At 62.1% G+C, this 19,003-nt stretch carries 12 protein-coding genes; 3 read left to right on the top strand and 9 right to left on the bottom strand.

Features of this window, described 5'->3' with window-relative positions; translation table 11 throughout:
• Positions 1 to 333: 333 nt before the first annotated feature.
• From QMG46_RS11235 to QMG46_RS11195, 9 genes are all read right to left on the bottom strand, one after another.
• Positions 334 to 1,626, bottom strand: a complete 1,293-nt coding sequence (locus tag QMG46_RS11235) for an adenylosuccinate synthase (RefSeq protein ID WP_281852598.1) — start codon at positions 1,624 to 1,626, stop codon at positions 334 to 336.
• Between the two features lie 124 nt (positions 1,627 to 1,750).
• Positions 1,751 to 2,617 (bottom strand): protease modulator HflC, encoded by an 867-nt coding sequence (hflC, locus tag QMG46_RS11230; RefSeq protein WP_281852597.1) that lies wholly within the window; start codon positions 2,615 to 2,617, stop codon positions 1,751 to 1,753.
• Positions 2,614 to 3,783 (bottom strand): FtsH protease activity modulator HflK, encoded by a 1,170-nt coding sequence (gene hflK, locus QMG46_RS11225; protein WP_281852596.1) that lies wholly within the window; start codon positions 3,781 to 3,783, stop codon positions 2,614 to 2,616. The genes hflC and hflK overlap by 4 nt, the downstream gene beginning before the upstream one ends.
• 173 nt (positions 3,784 to 3,956) lie before the next feature.
• Positions 3,957 to 5,264 (bottom strand): ribosome rescue GTPase HflX, encoded by a 1,308-nt coding sequence (gene hflX / locus QMG46_RS11220; RefSeq protein WP_281852875.1) that lies wholly within the window; start codon positions 5,262 to 5,264, stop codon positions 3,957 to 3,959.
• A gap of 6 nt (positions 5,265 to 5,270) precedes the next feature.
• A complete protein-coding gene (hfq, locus tag QMG46_RS11215) occupies positions 5,271 to 5,540 on the bottom strand; it encodes an RNA chaperone Hfq (protein WP_281852595.1) in 270 nt (89 codons plus the stop codon).
• Between the two features lie 178 nt (positions 5,541 to 5,718).
• Complete coding sequence (gene miaA, locus QMG46_RS11210; RefSeq protein ID WP_281852594.1) at positions 5,719 to 6,669, bottom strand: tRNA (adenosine(37)-N6)-dimethylallyltransferase MiaA; 951 nt, start codon at positions 6,667 to 6,669, stop codon at positions 5,719 to 5,721.
• Positions 6,670 to 6,691: 22 nt separating this feature from the next.
• Entirely contained in the window at positions 6,692 to 7,861 is a 1,170-nt protein-coding gene (locus QMG46_RS11205; RefSeq protein ID WP_281852593.1) for a threonine aldolase family protein, read from the bottom strand.
• A gap of 287 nt (positions 7,862 to 8,148) precedes the next feature.
• Positions 8,149 to 10,317, bottom strand: a complete 2,169-nt coding sequence (locus tag QMG46_RS11200; RefSeq protein ID WP_281852592.1) for a S46 family peptidase — start codon at positions 10,315 to 10,317, stop codon at positions 8,149 to 8,151.
• Positions 10,318 to 10,477: 160 nt separating this feature from the next.
• Positions 10,478 to 12,637: a S46 family peptidase gene (locus QMG46_RS11195; protein WP_281852591.1), complete on the bottom strand. Its 2,160-nt coding sequence runs from the start codon at positions 12,635 to 12,637 to the stop codon at positions 10,478 to 10,480.
• A gap of 184 nt (positions 12,638 to 12,821) precedes the next feature.
• On the opposite strand from QMG46_RS11195, the gene tdh reads away from it, so the two are divergent.
• The 3 genes from tdh (at position 12,822) to kbl (ending at position 18,974) form a co-directional block, all read left to right on the top strand.
• Complete coding sequence (gene tdh, locus QMG46_RS11190; protein ID WP_281852874.1) at positions 12,822 to 13,844, top strand: L-threonine 3-dehydrogenase; 1,023 nt, start codon at positions 12,822 to 12,824, stop codon at positions 13,842 to 13,844.
• 201 nt (positions 13,845 to 14,045) lie between these two features.
• Complete coding sequence (locus QMG46_RS11185) at positions 14,046 to 17,681, top strand: DUF748 domain-containing protein (protein ID WP_281852590.1); 3,636 nt, start codon at positions 14,046 to 14,048, stop codon at positions 17,679 to 17,681.
• 96 nt (positions 17,682 to 17,777) lie between these two features.
• On the top strand, positions 17,778 to 18,974 hold the full coding sequence (kbl, locus tag QMG46_RS11180) for a glycine C-acetyltransferase (protein WP_281852589.1): 1,197 nt from the start codon (positions 17,778 to 17,780) through the stop codon (positions 18,972 to 18,974).
• The last annotated feature ends 29 nt before the right edge of the window (positions 18,975 to 19,003 follow it).

The raw sequence follows: 19,003 nt of genomic DNA, 5'->3' as shown, positions 1-19,003 counted from the left end.
GCACCGAACGTCAGCACGCAAACCAGCGAACAAACCGCAAACAGGCTCGGCAGCATCAGGGTTTCGAATTTCATGACTGTTCTCCGTGAGATTAGAAAAGTTGCTTTCACGGAGTAGATGGCAAGGGTCGTGCCAAGTCTTCGAATGCCTTGCAAACGGCTATCTGAAGCCATTTCTCATGTCAGCACAGCAGACGATACCGTTGTCCGCGGACGGTCGGTGTGTCCGGACATCGAGCAGACAACGGACAACCATGTCTCGTCTGGACAGGGCAAATAAAAAAGGGCTCTCGTCAGAGAGCCCTTCTCATATATCTCGACGTGATGCGAACGCTTATGCGAACGGATCGTCCAGAATGATCGTGTCGTCGCGGTCCGCACCGGTAGCCACCAGGGCCAAACGGCAGCCGGACAACTCTTCGACGGCGCGCAAGTAGGCACGCGCAGCGGCCGGCAGCTTGTTCCAGTCGCGGATGCCTGCGGTGGACTCTTCCCAACCCGGGAATTCCAGGTAGACCGGCTTGCACTCAGCCCAACCGTCCGCGTCCAGCGGCGCCAGCTCGCGACGCTTGCCGCGATACTCATAGGCCACGCAAACCTTGATGCTCGGCAGACCGTCAAGCACGTCCAGCTTGGTGATGGCCAGGCCGTTGATGCCGTTGATCTGCACGGCGCGCTTGAGCGCCACCAGGTCGATCCAGCCGCAACGACGCGGGCGACCGGTGCTGGCACCGAATTCGTTGCCGACCTTGCGCAGGCGCTCGCCCATTTCGTCGTTCAACTCGGTCGGGAACGGACCGCCACCGACGCGCGTCGCATAGGCCTTGCAGATGCCGAGCACGTAGTCGATGTCACCCGCACCCACGCCGGTACCGGCAAGCGCGCCGCCCACCGTGGTGTTGGACGAAGTAACGTACGGATAGGTACCGTGGTCGATATCCAGCAGCGCACCCTGAGCGCCTTCGAATAGGATGTTGCCACCCTCGCGGCGCACGTCATGCAGGATAGTGGCGACGTCGTCGACCATCGGCTTGAGGAACTCGCCCCAGCTCAGCGCTTCGTCGAGCACCTGCTGGTAATCGACCGGCGCGGCCTTCAGCCACTGGGTCAGCACGAAGTTGTGGTACTCGACCACTTCGCGCAACTGATCGGGCAGCTCATGCGGATACATCAGGTCGGCAACGCGCACACCCCGGCGGGCGACCTTGTCTTCATAGGCCGGGCCGATGCCGCGACCGGTGGTACCGATGGCCTTGCCGCCGGCGGCGATCTCGCGCGCCTTATCGACGGCGATGTGGTACGGCATGATCAGCGGCGTAGCCGGGCTGATCTTCAGGCGCGGGCGCACGCTCACGCCTGCGGTTTCGAGCTCTTCGATTTCCTGCTTCAACGCAGTCGGCGACAGCACCACGCCATTGCCAATCAGGCACAGCGCATCGTCGCGCAGGATGCCCGACGGTATCAGGTGCAGCACGGTCTTCTTGCCCTTGATCACCAGCGTATGGCCGGCGTTATGGCCACCCTGGAAACGTGCAACCGCGCCGACGCGCTCGGTCAGCAGATCGACGATCTTGCCTTTGCCTTCGTCGCCCCATTGGGCACCAAGGATAACGACTGACTTACCCATGATCTTCTCGCTCATTTGGCAGGGCCGATCAGGCCCTTAAGGATAGTAAAAACGAAATCTTGCCCTCGGATGACCGACGCCAGGCACACGGCGGCGAACAGGTCATGCGGCGCGACCCGAACGCTCAGCGCTTGGCCGCGCCGTCATTGAAATAACGCAGGAACTCCGAATCAGGCTTGAGCACCAGCACGCCCTTGCCATCCTTGAACGAATCACGATACGCGGACAGGCTACGGTAGAACGCAAAGAACTCAGGATCCTGGCCATAGGCCTGCGCGTAGATGGCCGCAGCCTGCGCATCGCCTTCGCCACGTGTCTTGGAAGCATCGCGCTCGGCATCGGCCTTGATCACCTGCACCTGGCGCTCGGCATCGGCCTGGATCGTGGTCGCCGCCTGCTGGCCGGTGGAACGCAGCTCGTTGGCCAGCTCCAGTCGTTCGGCACGCATGCGCTTGTAGACCGATTCGCTCACTTCATCGGGCAGCTCGATGCGCTTGATGCGCACGTCAACCACGTCGATACCGAGATTCTTGCTCGAGGTGGCATCGGTCTCGGCACGTACGCGCTCGGTAATGTCCTTGCGCCCGGCCGTGATCAGCTCCTGCAGCGTGCGACCGTTGAATTCCTGGCGCAGCGCGTTCTTGACCAGCGGGGTGAGGCGGTTGGCCGCCTGCAGGTCCGAACCGGTGGTCGCGCGGTAATACGCGGCGCTGTCGGCAATGCGCCACTTCACGTAGAAGTCGACATTGACGCTTTTCTTTTCGGAGGTGAAGTAACGCTCCGGCTGGGCGTCCAGCGTCATGATGCGGCTGTCGAACAACAAGCGCTGCTGCACCAGCGGCAACTTGAAATGCAGGCCCGGATCGTTGTCGGTGCGCACGATGCGACCGAACTGCAGGACCAGGGCGCTCTCGCCTTCCCTGACCACATACATGCTGTTGTAGCCGAACAGGACAATCAGGACGACCAGGATCGCGGTCACGAATTTCATGGCTGCTTCTCCTTGCTGATGTCGCCGCCCGCGGCCGATTGCAACACCGTGCCCACGCCCTGGACGTCCCGGCCGCTCATACGCTCCAGCGGCAGGTAGATGACATTGCGGCCACCACTGCCGTCGAGCACCTTGGGGTTGTTCGACATGACGTTTTCAACCGTTTCCAGCCACAGGCGACGACGGGTGACGTCGGGCGCGGCCTTGTATTCCTTGAGGATCAGGTTGAACTGCGCCGCGTCGCCGTTGGCGCGGGCCACGCGCTCGGCGCTATAGCCAAGCGCCTGCGCGAGAATGCGCGATGCATCGCCGCGTGCTTCGGGCACGATCTTGCTGGCGGTGGCGCGCGCGTTGTTTTCGGTCGCCTGCTTGTCTTCGCGCGCGGCGTTGACGTCGTCGAAGGCGTCCTTCACTTCCTGCGGCGGGGCCACGTTCTGGAAGCTCACATCGGTCACCGTGATGCCCGAGCGGTAGCCATCGAGCGTGGCCTGCAGGATGTCGCGGGTCTGCTGCTGCAGGGTATCGCGAGTCTGCGCCGGGACCGGTGCCTTGGCAGCGGCCGTGGCAGGCGTGGCGGCGGTCGACGCGGCAGCCGGGTCGGCGGCGGCAACGGCCACCGGATCGCTCTGGCTGGTCAGGATGTTGTCCATGATGTTGGCGCCGACGACGGTGCGCACGGCCGCTTCGGCGGCCTGCTGCAAGGTGTCTTCCGGCTGCCCGCTCAGCGAGAACAGGTACTGGCGCGCATCGGACACCTGGTACTGCACGTTGAAGTCCACCGAGATGATGTTCTCGTCGGAGGTCAACATGCGCACCTTGTCCGATACCGAACGGATTTCCGTAGTGCCGACCTTGGTCACCGACTCGAGCGGACGCGGGAGCTTGAAATGGAAGCCCGGCCCCAGCGTGCGGTTGTACTGTCCGAAGCGCAGCACTACACCGGCCTGGCGGGCATCGACGATCACATAGCTGCTCAGCAGCAGCCAGGCCAGCACCACGGCCAGCAAAACGGTAAAGATGCCGCCAGCACCGCCGCCGAATTTGCCGAAGCGGTTGCGTAGCTGCTTGAGCACATCTTCCAGCCCTGACTTGTTGCCGCCGGGACGGTTGTTGTTCTTGTTCCAGGGGTCGCGCTGCCCGTTGTTACCGGGTTCGTTCCAGGCCATGGTCAGTCTCCTTGAGGCCGCAGGGAGGCCGGCAGCGATGGCCGGAAAACTCGTTGAACGGGCTGTTGCATGGGGGCGCCGGGTACGTTGGCCGCAAAACGCCCGTCATTCTATCAGGGGTGAGGGCATAAGGGGTTAGCTACAAGGGGCACAACCGCTTTTGCAGCAGGCTCCTAGCCCCTTGCTTCCTCGCCGAGGATGTCGCGCAGCAAGGCCGCATCCGCGCCGCCGCCACCGGTCAGGGGAGCAATGACACTGCGGGGTGCGTCGATATGTAGCTGCCAGCCGTGTTCGTCGACCGCTTCGCCGGCGATGGCACCGGCTGCCTTCAACCGTGCGTGCAGGCGACCGGCCGATAGCGGCAGGCGCAATTCGGAACGCACACGCTCGCCACCGAGCAATTCGCCCAGCGCCTGGCGCAGCAGGTCCATGCCTATGCCCTGGGCCGCGGACACCCAGACCTGGGTCGGGCGGCCTTCGCCGTCGCGATCGATGCGCGGCTCGCCGCCAGCGAGGTCGATCTTGTTCATGACCCGCAATTGCGGCAGATCGCCGGCGTCGATCTCTTCGAGCACCTGATCGACCACGTCACGCAGGCGGTCGCGCTCCTCGTCGGCGGCATCGCAGACATGCAGCAGCAGGTCCGCGTCGCGCGCCTCGGCCAGGGTGCCGCGAAAGGCGGCCACCAGGTCATGCGGCAGGTCGCGGACGAAACCGACGGTATCGGCCAGCACAGCCGGCCCGCAGGTGAGGTCTTCCAGCTTGCGGACCGTGGGGTCGAGCGTGGCGAAAAGCTGATCGGCCGCGTAGACGTCGCCTTCGGTCAAGGCATTGAAAAGCGTCGACTTGCCCGCGTTGGTATAGCCCACCAGGGCCACCCGCGGCACCGTGTTGCGTAGCCGCGCGCGGCGCTGCTGACCACGCTGCGTCTGCACCTTTTCCAGGCGCTTGGTCAGCATCTTCACGCGCTCGGCCAACAGGCGGCGGTCGGTTTCCAACTGGGTTTCGCCCGGGCCGCGGTTGCCGATGGCACCGCCGCGCTGGCTGTCCAGATGGGTCCAGCCGCGCACCAGCCGGGTAGCCAGGTGCTTGAGCTGCGCCAGCTCGACTTCCAGCTTGCCTTCGTGCGACCGGGCACGCTGGGCAAAGATGTCCAGGATCAGCCCGGCACGATCGACCACGCGCGTGTTGAGGAGCTTTTCCAGGTTGCGTTCCTGGACCGGGCTGAGCAGATGGTCGACCAGCACCAGGTCGGCCTCCAGCGCACGCACAGCCTCGGCGACCTCTTCGGCCTTGCCGGTGCCTATGAAATAGCGTGGATTGGGGGTTTCGACGCGTGCGGGGATGCTGCCCAGGATCTCGGCACCCGCCGACTTGACCAGCTCAGCGAATTCTTCGGCGCGGCGTACCGAGTCGCCCTCCCCGCGCGAATGCGGGAGGACGATGACAGCACGGTCGCCTTTCTTTTGACGATCAAACAGAGTGAATCAACCTTCCGCCTCGGCGGGTCCAACGATGGCGTCGCCATGGCCGTCGTGACCATTGCCAACGCGTACATTGCGGCTGGGCACTACGGTCGAGATGGCGTGTTTATAGACCATCTGGCTGACCTGGTTGCGCAGCAGCACCACAAACTGATCAAACGACTCGATCGTTCCCTGCAACTTGATACCGTTGACGAGATAGATGGCGACCGGGATGCGTTCACGACGCAAAGCGTTAAGAAACGGATCTTGCAATGACTGCCCTTTGGACATTTGTTGTTCTCCCCTCGCTTACGAACAGGCCGGAGAAAAGACGCGTGCAGCACGTCCCGGCCCAAGACGAAGGAATATTAACCGCTTTTAAATTGATCTTGAAAGGAAAAAACTCCACCGTGTGACCGCGGCGGCGCTTACCTCTGTAACCGAGCGGTCAGAAACCGCCTCGCCATGCTTACATGGGGCCGCCAAGGAACAGACGCAAGGCGTCGCTCGCTCTGCCCGCAAGATCTTCGCGATCCGGATCGAGCGCCCGGGCGTCCAGCTCGCTGCGCAACCAGGTGATCTGCCGCTTGGCCAGCTGGCGCGTCGCGAAGATGCCCTTATCGCGAAATGTCGCCGCATCGACCAGCCCGTCCAGGTGCTCCCAGGCCTGCCGATAGCCGACGGCCCGGATCGCCGGCAGGTCGGCGTGAAGGCCGCCCCGTGCTTGCAGCGCGCGCACCTCGTCGAGCAGGCCCGCCGCGATGATGGCGTCGAAACGCCGGGCGATACGTTCGTGCAGCAGGCTGCGGTCTTCCGGCAACAGGGCCAGTTTCAACACCCGCCAGGGGAAGCGCTCTCCGCTGCCGCCCTGCTGCTGTTCGGACAAAGGCCGCCCGGTCAGCTCGATGACTTCCAGTGCGCGCTGCACACGCTGCGCATCGTTTGCCCCGATACGCTGGGCGGCTACCGGATCGAGTTCGCTCAGCCGCTGGTGCATGGCCGGCCAGCCAAGGCGTTGCGCCTCCTCGGTCAGGCGCTCGCGGATGGTCGGGTCCGCTTCGGGCAAGGCCGAGAGACCACGCTGCAAGGCGCGAAAATACAAACCGGTACCACCCACCAACAGCGGCACATGACCGCGCGCCGTAATCGCCTGCATGGCAGCGACCGCATCGGCGCGAAAGTCCGCCGCCGAATAAGGCTCGCTCGGCTCCCGGATATCGATCAGCGCATGCGGATAGCGCGCCAGGGTCGGCGCATCGGGTTTGGCTGAGCCGATATCGAGGCCGCGATAGACCAGCGCTGAGTCGACACTCACCAGCTCCACCGGAAACCGTTCGCTCAGCATGCAAGCCAGCGCCGTTTTACCGGAGGCCGTGGGTCCCATCAAAAAGATGGCGGGCGGACGTTGATCGATCGACATCCGCCCATTGTATGGGCTGCGGCTATTTCCCGGCGAAGGCCGCGATCAATTGATCGGTACTTTGGCGCAGCCAGGTTTCGTTGAACATGAGCTCCAGCTTGCCCTCACGCAGATGGCCCATCTCGATATGCGCACTCTTCAAGCGCTCGCCCAATCCATCGGCCCGCTTCGCCGATACATCGAGGTAGGCGATATTGCTGCCGTTCTCGATGCGGTGGACTTTATAGCCCGAGGTTTTCTCCAAACGTGCCAGCAGGCGCTCCGCCGCCTGTCGCACGCCGGCGAAACGGTCGACAAAGCCGTCCAGCGTATCCAGTGCCGGTAACGCCGCCATCCAGCCATGCAACAAGGTCCCACCGAAGATGTGCCGCAGCTCGCGCGCCTTCGTCATCTGCGCCTTGGTACCCGACAACACGCCGCCAAACGGCGCATTCAAATATTTGTAGAGCGAGACATAGACCGTGTCGAACGGAGCACAGTACGACTTCGGATCGAAGCCGCTGATGCCGCTCATCAATAAAAGACGCGCACCGTCCAGATGCATGCCGACGCCATGAGCGTGCGCGATGCCTGCGATCTGGTTGATCAAGGCCATCGGCACGGTGGCACCGTCGGCGCGACGCACCGGGCTTTCCAGCGATATCGCACCGACCTTGATCGGATAAGGACCATTCTCTGCGCGATCGATCGCAGCCTTGACTTCATCCAGCGTCGGCGCGGCCTTGCCCGGCGCCAGCGGCACCAGGTTGATCCCGCTCAAGGTCGGCACCGAATCGGCCTCATCGCGATAGACGTGGCTTTCCTGCTGCACCAGGGCGTGGCGCGACTCGCCGCACAGCAGCCGTAAGGCAATATGGTTAGCCAGGGTGCCGGTGGGCATCAGCACCGTATCTTCTTTGCCCAGCAGCGCGGAGAACTTTGCCTCCAGCTCGGTGACCGCACCGCCCTTGAGATAGAAATCGTTGACCTTGTCGTGCTTATGCAGGAGAGACTGCAACAGATCGGCGTAGGGTTGCGGTTCGAGCAGGATGCTGTCGCCGTAGAGGAATACAGTGTTGTCCGCAGGTGCGGGCGTCGGAACCGCAGCATTGTCTGCCGCGAGCAAGCTCGCCGGTGCCCCTGCGTATGCGGTCAACGCAAGTGCGCCGAGTGGAAGCGTGCTACCTAGAAACTGACGCCGTGTAAGAGTCACTGTCTTCCCCTTCCCGAGCCATGCCGTGATTCACGGATGCTATACCTGGATGGAAGACGGGAGCTGTAGGCCACAGGTCATTGGGGCACGGGGAGCTCGAACAACTCTCCTAGTCGTCATCCCGGCGCAGGCCGGAATCCAATCCTCAGTCCTTAACTTGTCAGATAGTACGTGGCAAGCGTCTGCACTGAGGAGTGGATTCCGGCCTGCGCCGGAATGACGAGTAGGAAAGGTTTTTCGAGAATCCCTGAAGTCGCTCCTACAACGTTGGCAAGTCAGCGGAAATGTTACTTCCCGCTGGCAGGCACACCCATCTCCTGCAACAGATTGTCTGCATGATCGAGCTGATGCATGACCCACAACATGTAACGAACGTCGACCTGAATCGACCGATTCAGCTGCGGATTGAACAACCAGTCGCCGCTGACCGATTCCCAGTTACCGTCGAATGCCAGACCGACCAGGCGGCCTTGGGCATCCATGGCTGGCGAACCGGAGTTACCGCCGGTGATGTCCAGATCGGCAAGAAAGTCGACCGGCAAGGTGCCGAGCTTCTTCGATGCATAGCCGTCGAATTGCTTGGCCTTGATGGCGGCGATTTCCGCCTTGGGCGCATTGAATGGTTCGACGCCGGTGTCCTTCTCCACAATGCCCTGCACCGTGGTGAACGGTGAATAGCTGACACCGTCGCGCGGCGCGACACCTTGGACATTACCGAAGGTAACGCGCAACGAACTATTGGCATCCGGGTAGACCGGCAGATGTTGCGAATCCTTCCACGCGATCATCGCCTGCATATAGCGCGGACGCAGCTTTGACATCTCGCCGGCGCGGGCGTCGTCCTTGTCCTCGATCGCCTTCAGCTCCGGAGACAGCGCGCGTGCAAGCGCCAGCATGCTGTCGTCGCTTGCATCGATCGTCTTGGCATCGGCCTTGAACCACTTCATGCGGTCGTCGGTATTGCCCAGCTTGCTGCCGCTATAAAGTGCGCCAACCTTTGCGCTGATGGCCGATTCCGTATTGGCCGAACCCAGCCACTGGTCGAGCGCATGCAGCCGCTGGTCCTGGGGCAGCTTGATGTAACGCAGCAGACCATAGGTCAGCAATTGCTGATCGACGGCCGGATCGTAGCGACGCTCCATCTGCTTGAGCGCACCTTCGATCCGCACTTCATCGCGCTGCTGATATCCCGGTTCACGCTCGATATCGCTCTTCTGACGCTCATGCGACAGGCGTACCAGACGAAGCGCACTACCCAGTACCGACGTACGACGAATCAGGCTGATATCCAGATCACGCTCACGCGTGGACTGGTCGTCGGCGATCGCCTTGCGCAGTTTGCCGATATCGGCAGCGAGCGCCTCGTTCTCGGCACCGCCCTTGTCCTTCAGCCAGGTCTCGAGCTGAGCCTCTTGCTGACGCTTGACCGACACCGCATCGGCACGACGCAGCCCTTCGAGCTGCCCACCGAAATTCTTGAGATAGTTGTTGAGGCCCGCTTCCATGCTGGCGTATTTCACGCCGACATCCGGCCGGCTCTTGGCGGCGGTATCGATGATATTGAGCGTGTCCTGGTAAATCTTGATCTGTGTCGGATAGACCCAGTCGATCGAACTTTGCACTTCATCGGCGAGACGGTAACGATTGGTGCGGCCGGGATAGCCCACCACCATTACATAGTCTCCCGCCTCCACGCCCTGCGGATTGATCTTGAGCACGTGCTTGGGCTGATACGGCACGTTGTCTTTCGAATAAGTGGCCGACTTGCCGTCCTTGGAGACATAGGCACGCAGGTAACTGAAGTCGCCGGTATGACGCGGCCACATCCAGTTGTCGATATCGCCGCCGAACTTGCCGATCGATTCCGGCGGCGCGTAGACCAGGCGCACGTCCTTGATTTCCAGCTGCTTGATCAGCTGGTAGCTGAAGCCGCCATGGAAGGTGTAGACGTCGCAACGATAGCCTTCGCTCTCGCAGGCTTTAACTTGCTCCTTGATCGCCAGCTCGATCGCCTTATAGCGCTCCGCGCCGCTCATGTGATCGTTGAGCTTCGCGTTGATCTCCTTGGTGACGTCGCGAATTTCCTCGGTGACGAACACGCGCATATCCGGCGAGCCGGGCAGCTCCTCGGCCTTGGTCCTGGCGAGGAAGCCATCGACGATAAGGTTCTTCTGCGGCGTCGAGTTGTACTGCAAGGCACCGTAGCCGCAATGGTGATTAGTGACGATCAGGCCTTCGGGCGAAACGAACGAGGCCGTGCAACCACCCAGGCTGACGATCGCGCCCATGGGATAAGCCGTCAGATCGGTCAGGCTGTTTGGATCGAGTTTCAATCCATGCTGCTTCAGCGTCGCGGCGATGGTCGGCAACTGCGCGGGCTGCCACATGCCTTCGACGGCATGAGCCTGGGAAAAGAAAGCGACGGACAAAGCCGCGGCAAGAGCGAGACGACGCACTGGATTCTCCTTATCAGTGCCCGCAAGGGCGTGGGCATTTTGTTACAATATAACGTTTAGTCTGGACGTTGAGGCGGCCTGTGGGGATGTGCCGCAAGTCACGGGGTCAAACGAGGAGGATTGCGGCGGGATGGTCGCGACTGAAGTCGCGACGCGACCGTCAGCGCCCTACTTGCCCAAGCTCCTTCAGCAACCACGGCGCCGGATACACCTTGTCCATCAGCCAGCGCATATAGCGCAGGTCGACATGGATGGCGCGCTTGTAACGCGGGTCGTACATCCAGCTGGCGCTGACCGCTTCCCAGTTACTGTCGAAGTTGAGGCCCACCAGCTCACCGCGCGCGTTGATGACCGGCGAGCCCGAATTGCCACCGGTGGTATCCAGGTTGCTCAGGAAGTCGACCGGCATCGCGCCGGTTACCGGGTCGGCATAACCGGCGAAATCACCTTTGTGAATGGCATCGAGCAAAGGCTTGGGGGCATCGAATGGCGGCTTGCCGGTGTTTTTCTCGACGATGCCGTTGACGGTGGTGAGCGGTGCGTAAGTCACCGCGTCACGCGCTGCCAGCGGCGTGACCTTGCCGTAGCTCACACGCAACGTGGAGTTCGCGTCCGGATACACCGCGCGTCCCTGGCTGTGGCGAAATGCAATCAATGCCTTCATGTAATACGGACGCAGGCGCAGCAAGTCGCCTTCTCGTGTCTTGCGTTCGTCGTCCATGCGCAGCAACGCCGGCTGCAAGCTGCGCGCTGCCGCCAGCAAGACATCCTCCGATGTCCGTGCGCTTTCAGGTGTCGCCTGGAATGCCTGCAAGCGCGCAGCCTCGTCGCCCAGGTGCGTGCCGCCGTAGAGGCGATTCAATGCCTGCTCGAGTTCGGCCGGAGTCCGTCCAAATACCTGGTCGAACTCCGGAACATGCTGTGTCGCGGGTAATTGCTGATAACGCGTGAGCAACACGGTCAGCAGCGCCTTTTCCACCGTGGGATCGTAACGGCGGCTCACCTGTCGCAACTGGCCGGCGAACAGCTCTTCATCGCGTTGCTGGTAACCGCTTTCACGCTCGGCATCGGGCTTGGCGCGCTCGATCGCCAGACGCTCGATCGTCAATGCGCTGCGCATCAGTTGTGTCTGTGTTGCGATCAGACCAAGCAACAGATCGCGCTCACGCACGCTTTTGCCGTCGTCGATAAGCTTGGCAACGTGATCGATCTGCTTGCGATCGGCTGCACCATCGTGCTGTTTGCTGAGCCATTCGAGCATCGCCGCTTCATCGCCACCGCGGACGGCAACCGCATCGCTGCGCTCCAGCCCTTCCAGCTCGCCGCTGAAACGCTTGATGCTGTTCTTTAGCGATTGCAACTGTGCCGCATAGCGAATGCCGGCTTCATGATTGCGGCCGCCTTCGCTTTCGATCACACCTTGCAGTTGCTTGAGCACGGCGACCGAGGTCGGCAGGCGCCATTGGATCTGATCGGCAAACTCCTCGGCCATGCGGTGCCGATAGGTAATCCCCGGATAACCCGCCAGCATCACGTAATCGCCCTGCTGCACGCCTTCGCTGGCGATCTTCAGATGCGCCGGCGGGCGATAGGGTCGATTCTCTTTCGCATAGGCCGCCGGCTTGCCGTCGGGACCGACATAGGCGCGCAATACAGTGAAGTCACCGGCATGTCGCGGCCACACGAAGTTATCGATCTCATCGCCATAGTTGCCGATCGCACGCGGTGGCGCATAGACCAGCCGGATATCGCGCAGCTCCAGCTGTTTCACCAGATAGAAATCGGTGCCATAGAACATGTTGACTACGCTGCAACGCATGCCTTCTTCGCGTTCGCATTCGGCCACCAGTTGCTTGCCGGCCCGGTCGACCGCGTCGTAATACGCACGGCCCGTCTTGCCGTGGGCATCGGCCAGGACGCGTTCGGTCACCTTGTCGAAGCCGGTGGTGACACGCAGCCGGAAATCGGGGCTGGCAGGCAACTCCTGGCGGCGGTCGGCGGCGACATAGCCGCTTTCGATCAGGTCGCGCTGCGGCGTGCTGTTGTACTGAATGACACCAAAGGCCACATGGTGGTTGGTCAGCACCAGGCCCTCGTCGCTGACGAAGGCACCGGTGGCACCACCCACTTTCACCACCGCGCTCAACGGCGGCCGGGTCAGGTCGGCCAGATCGGATGGATTGCCCTCGAAACCGGCGGCCTTGAGCTGGCTGGCAATCTGCGGCAGCTGGGACGGCAGCCACATGCCTTCGTCGGCGCTGACCGGCGCATTCCAGCCCATCGCCACAGCGGCCGGCAGCAACAGTTTCTTCAAGCTCATCAGGTGTCTCTTTCTTTCAGCGCCCATCGCAGGAACCTGCGACCATAGAATGGACCGCCGTGCCAGGGCAACGCTGCACTGCACGAAAGCCGGTCGGCCGGGCAGGCCTTATAATCCCGCTTTTCCCAACCTCCCCCCGCCCATTCCCCCTGGGCCAGCCTGGATCGAACACATGCCGCAGATGATGAAAGCCCTGGTCAAGCGCAATCCCGAGCAGGGTATCTGGATGGAAGAAGTGCCGGTGCCGGAAGTCGGCCCGAACGAAGTGCTGATCAAGATGGAAAAAACCGCGATCTGCGGGACCGATCTGCATATCTACAAATGGGACGAATGGTCGCAGCGCACGATCAAGCCCGGCCTCACCATCGGCCACGAATTCGTCGGCCGCATCGTCGAGATCGGCCCCGGCGTCACCGGCTACAAGATTGGCGACCGCGTTTCGGCCGAAGGCCACATCGTCTGCGGCCATTGCCGCAACTGCCGCGCCGGTCGCCAGCACCTGTGCCCGAACACCGTCGGCATCGGCGTGAACCGCAATGGCGCATTCGCCGAATACATGACCATGCCGGCCTCGAACCTGTGGCCGATCCCGGACCAGATTCCGTCCGAGCTGGCCGCCTTCTTCGATCCCTATGGCAACGCCGCGCACTGCGCGCTGGAGTTCGACCTGATCGGTGAAGACGTGCTGATCACCGGCGCCGGCCCGATCGGCATCATCGCCGCCGGCATCGCCAAGCATGTGGGTGCGCGCAATGTCGTCGTCACCGACGTCAACGATTACCGACTCAAGCTTGCCGCCGATATGGGCGCCACGCGCGTGGTCAACGTGTCCAAGCAGTCGCTGAAGGAAACCGTCAAGGACCTGCACATCGAAGGCTTCGACGTCGGCCTGGAGATGAGCGGCAACCCGCGCGCCTTCAACGACATGCTCGAGTGCATGTACCACGGCGGCAAGGTCGCGATGCTCGGCATCATGCCGCGCGGCGCCGGCATCGACTGGGACAAGGTGATCTTCAAGGGCCTAACCCTGCAGGGCATCTACGGCCGCCGCATGTACGAGACCTGGTACAAGATGACCCAGATGGTGCTGACCGGCTTCCCACTGCAGAAGGTGTTGACGCACCAGATCGCCATCGACGATTTCCAGAAGGGCTTTGACCTGATGGATGCCGGCAATTGCGGCAAAGTGGTTTGCTCCTGGCATTGAGTTCCCTCTTCGCACTCTCCTCCAGCGGGCCTGGAGGAGAGTGCGCAAGCTGCACAACGGCAAAACTGCCGAATCCATCCTTGCCCCTCCCCCCTCCAACCTGAGTAAACTCCAGCCCAGGCAGGCCGGCAGTTCTCGGGACGTGTACGGCAGCATAGCCATACACCGTCGGCCCGCGATGTCAGCGGAGCATTGACCGTCATGAACGACCCCAAGGGCAACTCCCGCCTCGCGGCCGGCCGCGACCGCGCCGTCAAGCTCTATCGCTCGCACCGCTTGCGCAAGACCCTTCTGATTCTGCTTGGCCTGATCGTACTGTTTGGCGTACTTGGCTTCTTTGCCGCCCCGTCGCTGATCAAGAGCCAGTTGCAAAGCCGTGCGACGGCCATGCTCGGGCGACCGGTGACCGTCGATGCCATCCACCTGAATCCCTACACGCTGCGGCTAGAGCTGGACAAGCTGCATATCGGGGAAAAGGACGGCACTTCGCCCTTTGTCGATATCGACCAGATCGTGGTCAATGCGTCCTGGGCAGCGGTCTTCCGCCTGACCCCGGTGCTCGATGAGCTGACGGTGCAGCATCCACAGATTCACATCACCCGCACTGCGCCGCAGACATTCAATTTCAGCGATCTGCTCGATCGCTTCGCGGCAAAGCCGGGCGAGCCGCCCTCGCCACCCACGCGCTTCGCGCTGGCCAATATCAGCGTGCATAACGGCGACATCCAGTTCGACGACAAGGTGCTCAACGCAAAACATCGTGTCGACCAGTTGGAGCTGGGCATCCCTTTCATCGCGAATCTGCCCAGCCGCGTCGACGTCTATGTGCAGCCTCTGCTGGCCATGCGTGTGGACAATAGCCCGCTGCGCATCGACGGACAGACCAAGCCGTTTGCCGACAGCCGCGAATCGACGATCAACTTCAAGCTCGATCAGCTCGACCTGCCGCGCTATCTCAGCTATGTGCCGTCGAAGCTGCCGGTGGACATTCCCAGCGGCGTGCTGTCAGGCCAGCTGCAGCTACATTTCCTGACGACCAAGGACACATCGCAACTGCGGCTCGACGGCTCGCTGGCGATGGACAATTTCAAGCTGGCCAATCACGACAACACGCCACTGCTTGAGTTGGGCCGCGCCACCGCCACGCTCAACGATGTCGAGCCGTTGTCGTCGCGCTATCACCTGAGCACGCTCAGTCTCGAACGCGCTAACTTGCACTACACCAAGCTGCCCGGTGGCCACAGCAATTTCGATGCATTGACCGCCCCCGCGCCGCCAACCAATCCGCCGGCCAAGCCCACGCAGGTTCGCATCGACACGTTGAGCCTGGAGGGATCGCGACTGGACTATGCCGATCTGAGCGGCAAGACGCCGGCCCGGCTGGCGCTGGAAAATCTCCATGGCAGCTTGCGCGGCGTATCCACCGTCGCCGGCCCTGCCGGTAGCGTGGATATGGCCGGACAGATGGCCGGCGGTCAGATCGCCGCCAACGGCAAGATCGACCTGGTCGGCAATCATTATGTTGGCAAGGTCAGCCTGAAGCAGGTCGCGTTGGCCACCCTGGTGCCGCTGGCGCCGCCCATGCTCAATGGCGAAATCACCGACGGTGCGATCGATGCCGATGCGCAGCTGCAGGCCAGTTGGGGCAGCACGCTGAATGTACATATGGAACCGGCGCAGGCGAGCCTGAACCATTTTGCGCTGAGCCCGAAAGGCAACCGCACGACGCCGGTCGCCTGGCAAGGCATGCATGCGGATATCGCCAAGTTCGATATGGCCGGCGGCGAAGCGCGCCTGAACAGCCTGACCCTGAGCGGCTTGAAGGTGGATGTTCGGCGCCTGCGCAACGGCAGCTTCGATCTGGCCAGCCTGATGCTGCCCAGCAAGCCGGCGCCGCGCGGGGCAGCGGCATCGCCCTCGTTCCATTGGAGCGTGGCGCACTTCGGGCTGGACGATGGCACGGTCAACTTCAAGGACGACAACGCTAGCGGCAAAAAAGCGGCGCTGGCGATCAAGGCAAGCAAATTCGGCGTGGACGGCCTGTCCGACAATATGCGTCAGCCACTCAAGCTCGATTTGAACGGCGGCATCGGCAAAGGCACGTACAACGTCATCGGCACGGTCAAGCCCGAGCCGCTGGATGCCGATCTGCGCGTCAAGACGACACGCCTGGATATCGCGCAGTTCGAGTCGTTGATCAGCGTGCCATTGAACGTGCGTATCGTCAGCGCGCAGCTGGGACTCAATGGGCATGTCCGTTACGCCGATCGCGGCAAGCAGCCGGCACGTATCGCTTATCAGGGTCAGGCGACCCTCGGCCGCGTACGCGTGCTGGACAAGGCGACCGACGATGAATTTCTGCGCTGGAACAGCCTGACCGCATCGGGCATGAATGTACGCATGGGCGAAGGTGCGCCACATGTGAACATCGGCGCCTTGTCGCTCAGCGATTTCTACGCGCGCGTCATCATCAACGCGACCGGGCGCATCAATCTGCAAGACGTCGTAGCCAATCCCGCCGAAGCCACGCCGGTCTCCGTCACGCGCGCGCAGGATGGTTCGACGCCCGCACCCGCGCCAGCCGCCAGCACCGCGCAAACAGCGCAGATCGCACCCGCACCCGCCTCATCCGCGCCTGCTGGCCCACCGCCGGAGATTCAGGTCGGCCAGGTCACCGTGTCGCGCGGCCAGCTCAACTACACCGACAATTTCATCAAGCCGAACTACACCGCCAATATCACCCAGCTCGAAGGCAAGGTCGGTGCGTTCGGCACCACCGCCGGTGGTCCGCCGGCGGATCTGAATTTGAACGGCCAGCTCGACGATAACGCGCCTGTGGATATCGCAGGCTCGATCAATCCGCTGGCACCGGTTGCTTTCCTGGACATCAAGGCCAAGGCCGACGGCGTCGAACTGACTCACCTCTCGCCCTACTCCGGCAAGTACGCCGGCTATCCGATCACCAAGGGGCGACTCAACGTCGATGTGCATTACCTGCTCGATCAGGGCAAATTGACCGCCGACAATCACATCTTCATCGACCAGCTCACCTTCGGCGACCGCATCGAAGGTCCCGGCGTAAGTCACTTGCCGGTCAAGCTTGCGGTTGCTCTACTGAAAGACTCGCAAGGCCGTATCGATGTACACGTACCGGTATCGGGCTCGTTGAACGATCCCAAATTCAGTGTCGGCGGTTTGATCTGGCGCGCCATCGTCAACCTGATCGCCAAGGCCGCAACCGCACCGTTCAAACTATTGGCCTCGGCATTCGGCGGTGGCGGCAACGGCGGGCAGGATCTGGGCTACGTGGAATTTGCCCCCGGATCGAGCGTACTGACAGCCGACAGCACGTCGCGGCTGGAAAAAATCGTCAAGGTCCTGAACGACAAGTCGTCGCTCAACCTGGACATCATCGGCCGCGAAGATCCGGCCTATGACGAAAAAGGCCTGCGCCACGAGATGGTCGAGGACCTGATTCGCCATGAAGCGGGCAACGATGAAGACAACGCCGATCCGGCCAAGGCAAAGATGACGCCCGAAGATCGCGATCATTATCTGGAAAAAGCGTACAAGCACGCCAAGTTCAAGAAGGAACGCAATCTGGTCGGGTTGACCAAGTCGCAGCCACCGGAAGAAATGCAGAAACTGCTGGAAGAAAACATGCCGGTCGACCAGGATGCCCTGCGTCATCTGGCGGAGCGGCGCGCGGATGTGGTGCGTCAGTGGCTGCGCGGCAAAGTGCCCGATAGCCGCGTCTTCGTTTCGGCGCCCAAGGTCGATGCCAAGGGCATCGATGATGGCGGCAAGACGACGCGTGTGGATTTTGGCCTTCACTAGCGCCGCGCAATGATGGCCCGGGAGTGGCAAGAGCCACTCCCCATGGGCGCCGAAAAGTTCGACAATCGGGTTCTTCCCCGCCAAGAACCCAAGCCCATGACTTATCCCGGCCAGGACCGCTACACCAGCGAACTGCAATCCATCCGCGAACAAGGCCTGTTCAAGGCCGAGCGCATCATCACCTCGCCGCAGTCGGCTGAAATCCGCCTCGATAGCGGCAAGCAGGTGCTGAACTTCTGCGCCAACAACTACCTGGGTCTGGCCGATCATCCGGACGTGATCCAGGCCGCCAAGGATGCGCTCGATACCCACGGCTTCGGCATGGCCTCGGTGCGCTTCATCTGCGGCACACAGGATCTGCACAAGGAACTGGAAAAGAAGATCGCCGAGTTCTTCGGCACCGAAGACACGATTCTCTACGCCGCATGCTTCGACGCGAACGGTGGTCTGTTCGAACCGCTGCTCGGTGAAGAAGACGCGATCATTTCCGACGCGCTGAACCACGCCTCGATCATCGATGGCATTCGTCTGTGCAAGGCCAAGCGGTTCCGCTATGGCAACTGCGACATGGCGGATCTGGAAAAGCAGTTGCAGGCCGCCGACGCTGCCGGCGCCCGCACCAAGTTGATCACCAGCGACGGCGCGTTCTCGATGGACGGCTTCATTGCCCCGCTCGACAAGATCACCGCCTTGGCCAAACAGTACGGCGCGCTCGTGCATATCGACGAATGCCATTGCACCGGCTTCCTCGGCGACACCGGCCGTGGCTCGGCCGAAGTGAACGGCGTGATGGATAAGATCGACATCTTCACCGGCACCCTGGGCAAGGCCCTGGGCGGCGCGCTGGGCGGTTTTACGACGGGCCGCGCCGAAGTGATCGAGATGCTGCGCCAACGTTCGCGCCCTTATCTGTTCTCCAACTCGCTGCCACCGCATGTCGTCGCCGCCGCGATCAAGGTCTTCGACATGCTTGCCGGGGCAGGCGACTTGCGCGATCGCGTCAAGGAAAACACGCGTTATTTCCGCGAGCAGATGACCAAGGCAGGCTTCGATATCAAGCCAGGCGTGCACCCCATCGTGCCGGTCATGGTCTATGACGCCAAGAAAGCCCAGGCCATGGCGACCGAACTGCTGGAAGAAGGCATCTACGTCACCGGATTCTTCTATCCGGTGGTTCCGCAGGGACAGGCGCGTATTCGCACGCAGATGAGCGCGGCGCATACGCGCGAGCATCTGGATCGGGCCATCGCCGCATTCACCAAGGTCGGCAAGAAGCTCGGCATCATCGGCTGATCGACATCAGTGGCCCCTCGAGTGCGAGG

The organism is Dyella sp. GSA-30 (assembly GCF_027924605.1).
Taxonomy (GTDB): domain Bacteria; phylum Pseudomonadota; class Gammaproteobacteria; order Xanthomonadales; family Rhodanobacteraceae; genus GSA-30.
The sequence above is the reverse complement of the archived record's forward strand: the minus strand, read 5'-3'. Positions and strand labels throughout refer to the sequence as shown.

Bases quoted from the DNA above. Each gene is read 5' to 3' on its own strand.
- QMG46_RS11235 (WP_281852598.1), bottom strand. From the start codon at position 1,626: ATGGGTAAGTCAGTCGTTATCCTTGGTGCCCAATGGGGCGACGAAGGC.
- hflC (WP_281852597.1), bottom strand. From the start codon at position 2,617: ATGAAATTCGTGACCGCGATCCTGGTCGTCCTGATTGTCCTGTTCGGC.
- hflK (WP_281852596.1), bottom strand. From the start codon at position 3,783: ATGGCCTGGAACGAACCCGGTAACAACGGGCAGCGCGACCCCTGGAAC.
- hfq (WP_281852595.1), bottom strand. From the start codon at position 5,540: ATGTCCAAAGGGCAGTCATTGCAAGATCCGTTTCTTAACGCTTTGCGT.
- miaA (WP_281852594.1), bottom strand. From the start codon at position 6,669: ATGTCGATCGATCAACGTCCGCCCGCCATCTTTTTGATGGGACCCACG.
- QMG46_RS11195 (WP_281852591.1), bottom strand. From the start codon at position 12,637: ATGAGCTTGAAGAAACTGTTGCTGCCGGCCGCTGTGGCGATGGGCTGG.
- tdh (WP_281852874.1), top strand. From the start codon at position 12,822: ATGAAAGCCCTGGTCAAGCGCAATCCCGAGCAGGGTATCTGGATGGAA.
- QMG46_RS11185 (WP_281852590.1), top strand. From the start codon at position 14,046: ATGAACGACCCCAAGGGCAACTCCCGCCTCGCGGCCGGCCGCGACCGC.
- kbl (WP_281852589.1), top strand. From the start codon at position 17,778: ATGACTTATCCCGGCCAGGACCGCTACACCAGCGAACTGCAATCCATC.